Below are 13,415 nucleotides of genomic sequence, written 5' to 3' on the forward strand. Positions count from 1 at the left end.
TCGGGCGCTGACGGCAGAAGAGACCGGCGGACGGTGCGGAAATCATCGGCCCGGGAGAAGAAAACAGCACCGGGTTGTGTACCTGCTCGTGAGGAGGTCCTGCGCGTCCCACTCCGTACGCGTCCCACCCCGCACGAGCCCTACCCCTCAGGACGCCCGAGGCACCCCCGTGGAGCCCCGCACCATCAACTCGCCCCGCACCGACGCGATGCCCCCGGGCGGCGGCTCCTCCCGCCCCATCGCGATGCGCCCGGCCCGTGCCCCCGCCTCCGCGAGCGGCAGTCGTACCGTCGTCAGCGACGGCACCGCGTCGATGCTGAAGGGCAGGTCGTCGAAGCCGGCCACCGACACGTCCTGCGGGATCCGCAGCCCCGAGTCCCGCAGGGCCGCGCAGGCGCCGAGGGCGACGGAGTCGTTCGCGGCGACGACGGCGGTCAGCGACGGGTCGCGGCGCAGCAGCTCCAGCGTGGCCTCGTAGCCGGACTGCCGGTCGTAGCGCCCGTGCACGGTCCAGCGCGGGTCCTCCGCTATGCCGTGCGCGGCCAGCGCGGCCCGGTGGCCCTCCAGGCGGTGGCGGGTGGTGGTGCGCTCCTCGGGGCCCGCGATGTAGCCGAGCCGCCGGTGGCCGAGGCCGATCAGGTGCTCGGTGAGCTCCTGCCCGCCCCCGCGGTTGTCGAAGGTCAGCGCGATCGCCCCGGTGTCCGGTGCGGGCGGCCGCCCGCACAGCACGACCTTCGTCCCGGCGTCCACCAGCTTGCGCGTCTTCGCGGCCATCGCCGCCTGGTGCGCCGCGTCCTCGATGGCCCCGCCGGTCAGCACGACCGCCGCCGCCCGCTGCCGCTGCAGCAGGGTCAGATACGTCAGCTCACGCTCCGGGGAGCCGCCCGTGTTGCACACCACCGCGAGTCTCTCGCCGCCCGCGCGCCCGCCCGGACCCCCGATCTCGGACTGGATCGCGCTCGCCATGATCCCGAAGAACGGGTCGGCGATGTCGTTCACCAGGATGCCGACGAGGTCGGAGGTGGCCGCGGCGAGCGCGCTCGCGGGTCCGTTGAGCACGTAGTCCAGCTCGTCCACGGCCTTCAGCACCCGCTCGCGGGTGGAGGCGGCCACGGGATAGTTCCCGTTCAGCACGCGCGACACCGTCGCGGGGGAGACCTGCGCGCGGGCCGCCACGTCCGCCAGGGTCACCGTCATCTCGTCGTCCTCCGGTCAGGCATTTCGTCGTACGCCCTCGTACACACCCGGGCACACGGCCCTGGTTCCTCTTCCACCCACCCGGGCTCAGGGCCGGACCCAGGCCATGGCCACGGTTCCGAGGAGACCTTACGGCCCGCGGGCCCCGGTTGTTCGCTCCCTCGAACAACTCTCCCTCGCAGTGGTCTTGTCCAGAGCGCTGTGCAGAGGCTAGCTTCTTACACATAGAAAGCGCTTGCTGTATCGCTCACCTGTGAACCCGGCCGGGACGGGGAAGGCTCCTCCCAGCGGTTGCGCCGGTGGCGCCTATGAAGGGACTGACGTGACACGCAAGACGGTGCGTATCGCCATGAACGGCGTGACCGGGCGCATGGGCTACCGCCAGCACCTGGTCCGCTCCATCCTGGCCATCCGGGAGCAGGGCGGCCTCGACCTCGGCGACGGCACCGTGCTGTGGCCGGAGCCGATCCTGGTCGGCCGCCGCGAGCACGCGCTCCGGGCGATGGCCGAACAGCACGGCCTGGAGCACGTCTCGACGGACCTGGACGCGGTCCTCGCCGACGACACGGTCGACATCTACTTCGACTCCCAGGTCACCTCCGCCCGCGAGGACGCCATCAAGAAGGCCGTCGCGGCGGGCAAGCACATCTACACCGAGAAGCCCACCGCCACCGGCCTCGACGGCGCCCTGGAGCTCGCCCGCCTCGCCGAGCAGGCCGGCGTCAAGCACGGCGTCGTCCAGGACAAGATCTTCCTGCCGGGCCTGCTGAAGCTGAAGCGCCTCATCGACGGCGGCTTCTTCGGCCGGATCCTCTCCGTGCGCGGCGAGTTCGGCTACTGGGTCTTCGAGGGCGACTGGCAGCCCGCCCAGCGCCCGTCGTGGAACTACCGCGCCGAGGACGGCGGCGGCATCGTCGTCGACATGTTCCCGCACTGGGAGTACGTCCTGCACGAGCTGTTCGGCCGCGTGACGTCGGTCCAGGCCCTGGCCACCACCCACATCCCGCAGCGCTGGGACGAGAACGGCAAGCCCTACGACGCCACCGCCGACGACGCCGCGTACGGCATCTTCGAGCTGGAGGGCGGCGCGATCGCGCAGATCAACTCCTCCTGGGCGGTCCGCGTCAACCGCGACGAGCTGGTCGAGTTCCAGGTCGACGGCACGGAGGGCTCCGCGGTCGCGGGCCTGAGGAACTGCCGGGTGCAGCACCGCTCCGCCACCCCCAAGCCGGTGTGGAACCCCGACATCCCCGCCACCGAGGTCTTCCGCGACCAGTGGCAGGAGGTCCCGGACAACGGCGAGTTCGACAACGGCTTCAAGGCACAATGGGAGCTGTTCCTCAAGCACGTCTACGCCGACGCGCCCTACCACTGGGACCTGCTGGCCGGCGCCCGCGGTGTGCAGCTGGCCGAGCTGGGCCTGAAGTCCTCGGCCGAGGGCCGCCGTCTCGACGTACCGGAGATCACGCTGTGACGATCCACCTCCCCGACGCCACCGGCGCCCTGCGGGTCTACGAGCCGCGCACCGAGCCCCTCGCCCTCACGCCCGGCGCCCCCTTCACCTCCCGCACGGTCTTCTCGGCGGCGCACGTCGTCGCCGACCCCTACGCGGACGTCTCGCCCGACTCGCCCGCCGCCGTCGACTGGGACGCCACCCTCGCCTTCCGCCGCCACCTGTGGTCCCACGGGCTCGGCGTCGCCGAGGCCATGGACACCGCCCAGCGCGGCATGGGCCTGGACTGGGCGGGCGCGGCGGAACTGATCCGCCGGTCCGCCGCCGAGGCGAAGGCGGTCGGCGGCCGTATCGCCTGCGGGGTGGGCACGGACCAGATCAGCGCCGGGACGCTGGAGGAGGTCCGGGCTGCGTACGAGGAGCAGCTCGCGGTCGTGGAGGAGTCCGGCGCCCAGGCGATCCTGATGGCCTCCCGCGCGCTCGCGGCGGCCGCCCAGGGCCCCGAGGACTACCTGGAGGTCTACGGCCACCTGCTGCGCCAGGCCGCCGAGCCGGTGATCCTGCACTGGCTGGGCCCCATGTTCGATCCGGCCCTGGAGGGCTACTGGGGCTCCGCCGACCTGGACGCGGCGACGCGCACCTTCCTGGAGGTGATCGCGGCCCACCCCGACAAGGTCGACGGCATCAAGGTCTCCCTGCTGGACGCCGAGCGGGAGATCGACATCCGCCGCCGCCTCCCGGAGGGGGTGCGCTGCTACACCGGCGACGACTTCAACTACCCCGAGCTGATCGCGGGCGACGACCAGGGCTTCAGCCACGCTCTGCTGGGCATCTTCGACCCGCTGGGCCCGCTGGCGGCCCAGGCGGTACGGGTCCTGGACACCGGTGACGTCACGGGCTTCAGGGCCCTGCTCGACCCCACGGTCGGCCTCTCCCGCCACCTCTTCCAGGCCCCGACCCGCTTCTACAAGACGGGCGTGGTCTTCCTGGCCTGGCTGGCCGGCCACCAGTCGCACTTCACCATGGTCGGCGGCCTGCAGTCGGCCCGTTCCCTGCCGCACTTCGCCAGGGCCTACGAACTCGCCGACGGCCTCGGCCTGTTCCCCGACCCGAAGCTGGCGGAGGAGCGCATGAAGACCCTGCTGAGCCTGTACGGAGTGACCCGGTGACGCCCGAGGACCTGGCCCGCTTCTCCATCAACCAGATGACGGTGAAGCAGCTGTCGCTGCCCGAACTGGCCGATGAATGCGGCCGGCTGGGCATCCGCCACGTGGGCCTGTGGCGCGAACCGGTCCAGTCGTACGGCCTGGAGGCCACGGCCAAGCTGGTGCGCGACGCGGGCCTGACGGTCACCACCCTGTGCCGCGGCGGCTTCTTCACGGCCGTCGACCCGGCCGAGCGCGCCGCCGCCCTGGCCGACAACCGCCGCGCCGTCGAGGAGGCGGCGACGCTCGGCACGGACACCCTCGTCCTGGTCTCCGGCGGCCTGCCGGCCGGCTCCAAGGACCTCCACGCAGCCCGGGAACGCATCGCGGACGCCCTGGCGGAGCTCGGCCCGTACGCGGAACAGCACGGCGTGCGCCTGGCCATCGAGCCGCTGCACCCGATGTACGCCGCGGACCGCTGCGTGGTGTCCACCCTCTCCCAGGCCCTGGACCTCGCCGAGCGCTTCCCGGCCCACCAGGTCGGCGTCACCGTGGACACCTACCACATCTGGTGGGACGACACGGCCCCCGCCCAGATCGCCCGGGCGGGCGCGACCGGCCGCATCCACACCTTCCAGCTCGCCGACTGGACGACCCCCCTGCCGGAGGGCGTCCTGACCGGCCGCGGCCAGATCGGCGACGGCGCGATCGACATGCGCGAGTGGAAGGGGTACGTGGAGGCCGCCGGCTACACCGGCCCGATCGAGGTGGAGCTGTTCAACGACGGGTTGTGGGCACGCGACGGCAGGGAGGTGCTGGCGGAGACGGCACGGCGGTTCGTGGCCCACGCCGGCTGACGCACGGGGCCGGCAGGGCCTGCGGGTCAGGTGCCGCTGCCGGCCGCCGTGTCCGGGTCGGTCATCGCCAACGCCGCCAGATCCAGAAACGCCCGAGCCGTACGGGACTTGAGGCGGGTCAGATCGACGGGTCCGTGGTCGGCCAGTTGCGGGTCGTAGGGGACGACCACGGCGTCGGGGTACCGGTCCAGTCTGCTCCGGCGGACGGCATCGGTCGGCGACTGGTTCACGGCGCCGAGCCGCGCGGCGACGACCACGCGGTCGGCGAGGGTTCCCCAGCCCCTTGAGCGCAGGTTGTCGAGGATCCGCCGGACGGCCTCCACGGAGTCCTCCCGGGCCATGCAGCAGACGATCAGCTGGTCGGTGTGCTCCAGCACCACGTCGGCGGACGCGTCCAGCCGGGGCGCGGCCCAGTCGGTCAGCACGACGGGGTAGTGCCGGGTCACCAGCGCCATGACATGGCGGTACTCCTCGGCGTAGGCGGGACTCGGCGCGGTCCGCAGGGCACGGTGGGCGAGCACCTCCAGGCCGGAGTCGCCGAGGACGCGGGTGCGGCTGCGGACCGCCTCGTAGGGGGCGTCCAGCGGCAGCCGGGTGAGGGTGCGCGGCGAGGCGTACGCGTCCGGCGGCAGGTGCACGTGCAGGTCGCCGGCCGCGGGCGCCCCGTCGAGAGCCAGCGCCGCCTGCCGGCGGAGGGCGACGAAGAGCGCGCCCAGGACGACGGTCGTGGTGACCCGGCCGGAGTTCGGCTGGGCACCGACCACGGTAAGGCGCCGGCAGTGCGCGAGGGGGCGTTCGACGGCAGCCAGTTGGGCGGTGCGGCCACGGCCGCCGAGGACACCGAAGGACGGTCGTCGGCGAACGGGTACGGGCAGGCCCGCGTTGGCGGGGGGCCTCACCCCCACGAGTCGTTGCCGCGCGGGAGGAGCCGCGCCGGGCACCAGCGGCGGTGCCTGGGCCGCGCGGCGTTCGGTGGCGGGCTCCCCGGGCCCCGGTGTCCGTCCCTCCCGCATCGCCTGCGCGATCGCCACGTACTGCCCCAGCCTGTCCGCCACCTCACCCGCGAGCGGACGCGCCCCCGGGTCCGGATCCAGACACCGCAGCACGAGGTCCCGCAGCGGTCGCCAGGTGTCGCCCGACCACAGGTGCATCCCCTCCGGCAGCCCCGGCAGCGGTGCGCGCGGGCGGGTGCTGACCAGCCGGAGCAGCTCGCCGAGCGCCCGGATGTTGTCCTCGCGGGTCGGCGCGGTGCCGCTGCCGTGGAACTCGCCGTCGACGGCACAGTCCGACAGGCCGGTGAGCAGCACCGTACGCTCCAGAACCACCACCGCGTCCGGGGAGAGGTCGGCCGGCACCAGGCCGTTGAGGTGGCAGATGCTCACCGCGCCGGCCAGGTGCCAGCCCAACTGGAGGCTGGTGATCAGGTCGAAGGCGCCGACCTGCTCCGGGCCGGTGTAGGCCAGCAGATCGCTCAGGCGGGGCGGCTGCGCGTGCGCACCGCCGGCCGACGGGAAGAGCTGTACGGCGATCCACGGGGGCGTGTCGTCCAGGCCGGTGGCGAGGAGGGCGGGGGCGTAGCGGCCGTTCATCCGCCGCAGCGCCTCCGCCTCGGTGGCCAGCAACCGGGCGGTGGACGCGGGCCGTTCGGGCCGGGGGGTGCGCACCGCCACCTCCTCACCCCAGGCGTCCCGGCCGAGATACACGATCGTGCGGGCGCCGGTGCGCCGGCCGTGCAGTGAGTACGGGCCGAGGACGGTGGGGTCCTGCGGTCCGAGCGGATGCCACACCGGGGGCCGTGTGATCCGCTGCGGCGCTGTGGCGGCCGGGCCCGGCACGCTCACCCCGAAGCGGGCCATGAGCCGCCGTTCGACCGCTGTGAAGGACGGGAAAGCGGCAGGCAGTGTGTCCGCGCCGTCCGGGTGGGCGAGCCAGGCGGGAAAGTCCGGGGAGCGGCCGGCGAGCCGCTCCAGGCGGCGGCCGATGCGGCGGCTGGTGCGCAGCAGTTCGCCGCTGGGCACGGTGTCCAGCAGGGCGGTCTTGCTCTCCTCGGTGAAGTCGAAGACGCGGTGCTTGGCGGGCAGCGGCCCGGGCACCGGCGCCGGGGAGGGGCGCAGGAGACCGCCGAGGAAGACCTCCGCCAGATGCGTCGTCCTGGCCTGCCAGGGCACGGCCGACTGCACCAGGCGCATCACCGGCACGGACACCGGCGAGACGGCGGCCAGGTGGGCGGCGAGACGGTATGCCTCCGGGGAGGCGGCGTCCCGGAAGTGCTGGAGGCTGCCCACCTCGCGGGGCGCGGTGACGGGCCCGTGCCGCCGGGGGCGGCCCAGCAGGGGCAGCTCCACGGTGGTGCCCGGCGAGGTCAGCAGCTCCGCCCAGGCGCGCAGCGCGGGGGCGGTGGGCTCCAGGACCGGGATCGGTACGCCGGTGAACTCGGCCAGTTCCCGCGGCAGGACGGGGTCGGTGATCTGCCAGGACGTGCTGGGGCCGCCCGGGCGGCGTGTGGTGGCCTGCCAGCGGTCCGCCTGGATGCCCGAGCCTTCCCACAGTGCGGGCGGCAGGGTGTGCAGCACGGCCACCGGACCGGCGGACGCCCACTGGAGCAGGACGTCGTGCACGGCTCCGGTGTGCCAGCCGGACCCCATGCCGTCGCTGACGACCAGGACCAGGGTCTGCGCGGAGGGATCGAGCAGCGTGGTGGGGGACAGCACCGAACTGTCCGGGTCGAAGGGATGACCGCGCAGCACGGGGCCGCCGGGGGTGCGGGTGTCGATGCCGCGGACCTGGATCGAGCGGAACGCGCCGAGCCGGTGCAGGGTGGTCAGCAGCTCGGCCGTCAGGCGGTGCCACAGCAGCATCGACAGCCCGTCGTCGATGACCACGACGGCGTTGAGCCAGCGTTCCCGGGTGGGGCGCAGCACCACGTCGGGCAGCCGCGTCTCGGCCAGCTGGGCCGCCGTGGCCGCCTCGTCGAGCTCGCGCAGCCGGGGGCTGGGCCGCTTCCGCTTCAGCGGGCGCAGGGCCCGGCCGATCGCCAACTCGTCGCGCAGTGCCTTCTCCTCCGGCACCAGCAGGGGCAGGGCCGGCGGGCCCGGGTCCGCCGGCGGCGGAGGCTGCGGCAGGTCGGGCAACGGCGGGGGCAGCGAGGCCGCGTGCAGTTCCGAGGTGGTCAGCTCCGGCAGGCCGGCACCGGCGGGCGGGCGGCCGGGCTGGTCGGCCTCCTCCCCCTCCTCCTCTTCGGCCTCCCGCCGGGGCGGTTCGGGCGGTGCGGCGGACTGCGCACGCCTGAGGGCCCGAGTCAGCGGCAGGTCCGGGGCGCCCTCGGGCAGCCGGCCGGCCAGCCACAGCATGTCCAGCACCTCATGGGCGTCGAGAGGCGGGCCGAGCTCGCCCCCGACGCCCCGCAGAGCCCCGTTGATCACCCTCAGCACGGACCCGAGCGGGTCACCTCCGGCGTTCCCGCGGGGGCCGCCGGCGCGGGCCGTGTCCTCCTGCCTCCCGCGGTCGGCGCCGGCCCCGTCCCCCTCCCGCACCGCTCACACCGTTCCGGTCAGCTGGTGCAGTACGGCGTCCAGAAGGCCGTCGGCGTCCAGGTCGACTCCGCCGGCGCGCAGGAAGACGGCGTTGAGGAGCTGGTCGGTGGCGAGTTCGCCGGGGGCCCGGCGCCGGAGGAAAGCCTGCAGCAGGTCGTCGGCCTCGGCGAGGATCTCCGGACCGAGATGCGCGGCGACGATGGCGCGCAGGCGTTCCTCGTCGGGCATCGGCAGATCCAGGCGGATGCAGCGGCGCAGGAAGGCCGGCGGGAAGTCCCGTTCGCCGTTGCTGGTGATGACGACGACGGGGAACTCGGTGCACTGCACCTGGCCCCGGCGCACGGTCACCGTGCCGCGGTGGTCCGCGGTGAGCACCTGGACCTCGGCCATCTCCTCGGGCAGCCGCGCCAGTTCGGTGATCTCGAAGAACCCCTCCTCGAACACGGTCAGCAGGTCGTTGGGCAGGTCCACGTCGCCCTTGTCCATCTCGTCGACCAGGAGCGCGCGCGGCGTGTCGTGGGGTGCCAGAGCCGTGCCCAGCGGTCCGAGCCGGACGAAGGTGCCGATGGAGGGCTCCGGCTCACCCCGGTCCCTGCTCAGGGTGGTCTCCCGGAGCCGGCCGATGGCGTCGTACCGGTACAGGGCGTCCTGCACGCTGGAGCGGCTGTTGACCGGCCAGCGCAGTACCTCGCCGAGGCTGAGCTCATGGGCGATGGCCCGGGCCAGGGAGGACTTGCCGGTCCCCGCGGGGCCGGTCACCAGCAGCGGCCGGCGCAGGTGCAGCGCCGCGTTGACGATGTCCGCGTGCTCCTGCGCGATCAGGTACGGCAGCGGCGAGGGCGTCCGGCCCGGGGTGCGGAAGCGGCGCCAGGGCGGGGCCGCCGGCATGGCGACCGACCGCGGTACCCCGTCCCCGCGGAAGATCCGCCAGTCACCGTTGGCCGCCGCCGTCACGCGCGCCTCCGCGAGGTCCCCATCCGTCCTGCCCTCCACCCGACTCTGCTCGTCGCTCATGCGGTTTCCTGAGGTTCGGCCAGATGCAGCCGCGGCACGGCGCGGTTGGGGTCCGACCAGGCCACCACGGGCTTGCCGGAGTACTCCTGCGGGCGTCCCAGGCTCTTGGCCCGGTACGCCCGCACGCTCTCCGGCACGTCGCGTACGGGTACGGCGGACAGCCGCGCCACCGCGTGCGAGCGCGGCCGGCCGTCGTCGCGGTCCCAGACCACCACGGGCACCCCCATCATCAGGCACGTCTGCACGATCACGTCACGCGAGCGAGGGGGGACGTCCACGGAGACCCGGACGACGTCCTTGTCTCCCAACAGGGCGCCATAGACCTCACTCCTGCCCAGGCCGGGGTTGTCGAACGTCAGGGACAGCCCGGTGTCGAGAAGTCTCCAGCGGTGGCGCCAGTCGGGATGGAAACGCTCGTGGCGGTGCAGGAGTTCCGGGCTGGTGACCACCACGGGATATTCGGCGCCCAGCACGCTGGGCAGGTCGTCCGGGATTCCGCAGGACGCGTCGGCACCGGACCCGAGCCACTCGTCGACGGGCAGGTTCAGCCCTTCCCGGTCGACGTGCAGCTCCAGTACCGGCCGCCCGCTGTCGGGGGCCGTCTTGTGCAGCGAGTGCAGGATCCGCAGGAGTTCGCCCGCCACCCCCTCGGCGGAGTGCACCGCCTCGCCGTTCACCGAGGTCTGCCGCGGTCCGGTGCCGTCGTCGCACCACACCCGCAGCCGGTAGCGGTCCGCGCCGGCCCGGTCCAGCCGGGCCAGCACCCGCGCGGGGGCGGTCCGCTCGCGCTGGGCCCTGGCCCATTCCTCCGCGTCCGAACGGCGTTCGGCGAGGGACGTGGCGGGAACGCCCAGGCGGTCGATGACACCGTTCGCCCACAGGCGCAGCTCGCTGCGCGGTCTGGACGGGCACACGGCCGCGAGGTACTCGATCACCCGCAGCAGCCCGGGCACCCGCATCCCGTCCGCGTCGGTACGGCTGTCGCCGGGCAGTTGCTCGAGGTGGTCGAGCAGTCCGGCCACCGTGTCGCCGCCCGGGTAGGGCACGGCCAGGGGCAGCGCGGCCCGCACGACCTCGGGCAGCCGGGCCCGCAGCGATCGGGGAAGGTCGTCCAGGATGCGGGTGAGCCTGCGGTGCTCGCGCAGCGACAGCAGTCTCGGCACGGGGGACAGCCGGCCGGCCGCGACCAGTTCGGGTATGACGGCCGGATAATGGCGGCGCAGCACGCCGATCAGCGCGGCCAGCGCCCTCGGTTCGGTCACCAGGAAGCCCGCGAACTCCTCCGGAGTGGGGGCGGCGACGTCGCTCTGACAGCCGTATCCGCACGTGGTGGCCACCGCGCGGGCGTGGTCACCCAGCAGCGAGGGCGAGGGGAAGGCCCGCTCCAGCAGGTCGACCAGCAGCGGCAGCGCGGGATCGTCCGGGTCGGCCTCCCGCGTCTCGAACAGCTCCGTCGCGCCCACGGTCCGCAGTTCCGCCTCGATGCGCTGCCAGGGGATGCCCCAGCTGCGGCGCGCGATGTGCTGCGGGGAGTACGGCAGCGGCCGCCCCGTCACCGCGTCGGCGGGCGGCATGATGGCCCCGGCCACGATGCCCACCACCGCGTCGTCCTGCACCGACCACAGCGGCCCGCCGCTGAAGGAGGGACCGATGGGCATACCGGTGGGCTCCCCGTCGACGTACCCGATCTCCTCGTCGCAGGTCTTCACCCGGCCGTCGGCGAAGGAGCGGTTCAGGGCTTCGCTGTGCCAGGCGCGCAGCAACTGGCCGGCCTCCATCCGCAGCCAGCGCGGCGGCGTCACGACGCGTCCCGGCAGCGTCTCCAGCCGCAGCACCGCCAGGTCACCCAGCCACTCGTGGTCCTCGCCCATCCGCACCCCGACCGACCCGTCCCTGCGCCGCGGCGGCACCCAGTAGGCCACGCGGCTGTCGTAGCGGGTGGTGGTGGCGGACCCGTGCAGCACGACCCGCACCTTGTGGTCGAGGGGCGGCCGGTGGTCGAACGGCGCCCGGCCCAACGCGTCGTTGACCACATGGGCGCAGGTCAGCAACTGGTCCGGCGTCACGAGCACACCTGCCCCGACACTCGTGCCCTCGGCGGAGTGCAGCACCGAGACCACGCACTGCCGGGGATCGGCCGCGGGTGACCTGCCGTTCTTCAGGAACCACCCCATGCATCAGTCCGCGGTGGACGCGGGCTGCCAGGTGGCCGACACGGTCAGATGCGCCTGGCCGTTCCCGCCCACGATGCCGAGCTTGAGGTCATGGCCCACCTGTACGCCGAAGGTCACGCTCACCTCGTGCGGTGGGCGCTCCGAGGCCGCCACCGCGTCGTGCACCTCCTGGAGGAACGGCCCGAGCGGGCGCAGCGTGCTGCGCAGGGTCTCGAGCGCGCGGGAGGCAGCCGCCCGGCCCCCACGGGACACCGGCACGGTGTGCCCCATTCCCTCGGGAAGACCGGCGACCGGCGGCTCTGCCCCGGACGCGGGGGCGTCCCCCGGAGCGAGCTGGAACCGCACCAGCGTGCCGTCCCTGAGTTGGAGTTCACTGAAGTCCGCCACATGGGCCATTGTGCCGATCAGCGGCCGAGGGGACGGGCTGTTCGGTGAGATCCGGGCACGAGGGAGCGGTGGGCGTCCCCGGCGAGGTGATCGTGCACCGACGGAAAGAACCCGGAAAGAATTTCTTACCGAGGTGTGCAACCCTTCCCGCACTCCGCGTGTCATACATGGCGTCAGAGCTTCTCGGCGGGGGATCCGGGGGGATCGCGGGGGGTCTGACAGGGGAGGGAAACCCGAGGGGGCCCGGTCGACGGACCGGGCCCCCTCGAAGCTTGTCAGCGACCTCGGCCACCTCCAGCGCGCGTCAGAAGAAGACCCCGCACCGCAGCAGCACGTTCGCGTACGGCCGTGCCTCACCGGTCCGTACCACGAGCCGCGCCCCGGCCGACAGTTCCTTCAGCCGCTCGTGGGGGACGAGGTCCAGCGACGGGAAGCGCTCCGCCAGCAGCCCGGCCGCCGCCGCGTTGGCCTGCCGTACCTCGCTCGCCGCCGTCGCCCCCTCGACCACCAGCTCCGCGAGCAGACCGTCCAGCACCTCGGCGAAGGACGGCACCCCGGCCCGGAAGGCCAGGTCCACCACGCGCGGCCCGTCGGGTATCGGCATGCCCGCGTCGCACACCAGCACCCCGTCCCCGTGGCCGAGTTCGGCCAGCGCGCCGGACAGGTGGCGGTTCAGGATTCCGCTCCTCTTCACAGCGCGGCGACCTCCAGCGCCGTCGGGAAGGAGTCCTGCGCGCCTTGCCGGGTGACGGCGACCGCCCCCACCCGCGCCGCGTACGCCGCCGCGTCCGCGAGCGACTCACCCGCGCCCAGCCGCCAGGCGAGCGCGGCGGTGAACGCGTCACCCGCGCCGGTGGTGTCCACGGCCTCCACCGTCACCGGCGGGACCCGCACCACGCCCTGCGCGGAGGCCACCAGCGCGCCTTGTGCGCCCAGCGTCACCACCACCGAGCGCGGGCCCTTGGCCAGCAGGATCCGCGCCCAGTCCTCGGGGGTGTCCCCGACCGCGGCCCCGCCCAGGATCACCTTCGCCTCGTGCTCGTTGACGATCAGCGGGTCGCAGGCGTCCAGCACCTCCTGGGGGAGCGGCCGGGGCGGTGACGGGTTCAGCACGAACCGGCTGCCCGGTGCCAGGTTCCGCACCACCTCCACCACCGTCTCCAGCGGGATCTCCAGCTGCGCCGAGACCACCCGGGAGGCGTGGAACAGGCTGCCGGCCGCCCGTACGTCCTGCGGCGTCAGACGGCCGTTCGCGCCGGGCGAGACCACGATGCTGTTGTCCCCGGACGGGTCCACCGTGATCAGCGCGACCCCGGTCGGCGCGCCGCCGACCAGGACGCCCACCGTGTCCACGCCGGCCGCCCGCTGCGAGTCGAGCAGCAGACGGCCGTGGGCGTCGTCGCCGACCCGGGCCAGCAGCGCCGTACGGGCCCCGAGCCGGGCGGCCGCGACCGCCTGGTTCGCTCCCTTGCCGCCCGGGTGGACGGCCAGGTCGGAGCCGAGCACGGTCTCGCCGGCACCGGGCCGGCGCTCGACACCGATCACCAGGTCGGCGTTGGCCGACCCCACGACCAGGAGGTCGTAGTCGTACATGACGTGACTCCCCACGTAAACGTGTCCCCACGTAAGTGACGTGGGCGGACGGCCCTGGTGGC

At 73.8% G+C, this 13,415-nt stretch carries 10 protein-coding genes; 3 read left to right on the plus strand and 7 right to left on the minus strand.

Annotation, left to right across the window (positions count from 1 at the left end; translation table 11 throughout):
- Window positions 1–147: 147 nt before the first annotated feature.
- Complete coding sequence (locus AB0K80_RS08505) at window positions 148–1,197, minus strand: LacI family DNA-binding transcriptional regulator (protein WP_365667196.1); 1,050 nt, start codon at window positions 1,195–1,197, stop codon at window positions 148–150.
- A 322-nt stretch (window positions 1,198–1,519) separates the two neighbouring features.
- Between AB0K80_RS08505 and AB0K80_RS08510 the strand changes: the two genes are divergently transcribed.
- The 3 genes from AB0K80_RS08510 to AB0K80_RS08520 are packed head-to-tail and all read left to right on the plus strand — an operon-like array spanning window position 1,520 to window position 4,652.
- On the plus strand, window positions 1,520–2,671 hold the full coding sequence (locus tag AB0K80_RS08510; RefSeq protein WP_365667198.1) for a Gfo/Idh/MocA family oxidoreductase: 1,152 nt from the start codon (window positions 1,520–1,522) through the stop codon (window positions 2,669–2,671).
- A complete protein-coding gene (locus AB0K80_RS08515) occupies window positions 2,668–3,819 on the plus strand; it encodes a dihydrodipicolinate synthase family protein (RefSeq protein WP_365667199.1) in 1,152 nt (383 codons plus the stop codon). The genes AB0K80_RS08510 and AB0K80_RS08515 overlap by 4 nt, the downstream gene beginning before the upstream one ends.
- Before the next feature lie 35 nt (window positions 3,820–3,854).
- Window positions 3,855–4,652 (plus strand): sugar phosphate isomerase/epimerase family protein, encoded by a 798-nt coding sequence (locus AB0K80_RS08520; RefSeq protein ID WP_365667304.1) that lies wholly within the window; start codon window positions 3,855–3,857, stop codon window positions 4,650–4,652.
- A 26-nt stretch (window positions 4,653–4,678) separates the two neighbouring features.
- Here the strand turns inward: AB0K80_RS08520 and AB0K80_RS08525 are convergent, their stop codons facing one another.
- The 6 genes from AB0K80_RS08525 to AB0K80_RS08550 all read right to left on the minus strand — a co-directional run bounded on the left by AB0K80_RS08525 (window position 4,679) and on the right by AB0K80_RS08550 (window position 13,353).
- The gene (locus AB0K80_RS08525) at window positions 4,679–8,083 is read right to left on the minus strand and encodes an SAV_2336 N-terminal domain-related protein (RefSeq protein WP_365667201.1); all 3,405 of its coding nucleotides are present in this window, start codon (window positions 8,081–8,083) and stop codon (window positions 4,679–4,681) included.
- Window positions 8,084–8,188: 105 nt separating this feature from the next.
- A complete protein-coding gene (locus AB0K80_RS08530) occupies window positions 8,189–9,139 on the minus strand; it encodes a MoxR family ATPase (RefSeq protein WP_365667305.1) in 951 nt (316 codons plus the stop codon).
- Between the two features lie 56 nt (window positions 9,140–9,195).
- Window positions 9,196–11,373, minus strand: coding sequence for a trypsin-like peptidase domain-containing protein (locus AB0K80_RS08535; RefSeq protein ID WP_365667203.1), 2,178 nt, complete (start codon window positions 11,371–11,373; stop codon window positions 9,196–9,198).
- Window positions 11,374–11,376: 3 nt separating this feature from the next.
- Window positions 11,377–11,769, minus strand: a complete 393-nt coding sequence (locus AB0K80_RS08540; RefSeq protein WP_365667205.1) for a CU044_2847 family protein — start codon at window positions 11,767–11,769, stop codon at window positions 11,377–11,379.
- Window positions 11,770–12,064: 295 nt separating this feature from the next.
- Window positions 12,065–12,454, minus strand: a complete 390-nt coding sequence (gene rbsD / locus AB0K80_RS08545) for a D-ribose pyranase (protein ID WP_365667207.1) — start codon at window positions 12,452–12,454, stop codon at window positions 12,065–12,067.
- Complete coding sequence (locus AB0K80_RS08550; RefSeq protein ID WP_365667209.1) at window positions 12,451–13,353, minus strand: ribokinase; 903 nt, start codon at window positions 13,351–13,353, stop codon at window positions 12,451–12,453. The genes rbsD and AB0K80_RS08550 overlap by 4 nt, the downstream gene beginning before the upstream one ends.
- Window positions 13,354–13,415: the final 62 nt, after the last annotated feature.

The sequence above is a fragment of the Streptomyces sp. NPDC052682 genome, assembly GCF_040678435.1.
GTDB lineage: Bacteria > Actinomycetota > Actinomycetes > Streptomycetales > Streptomycetaceae > Streptomyces.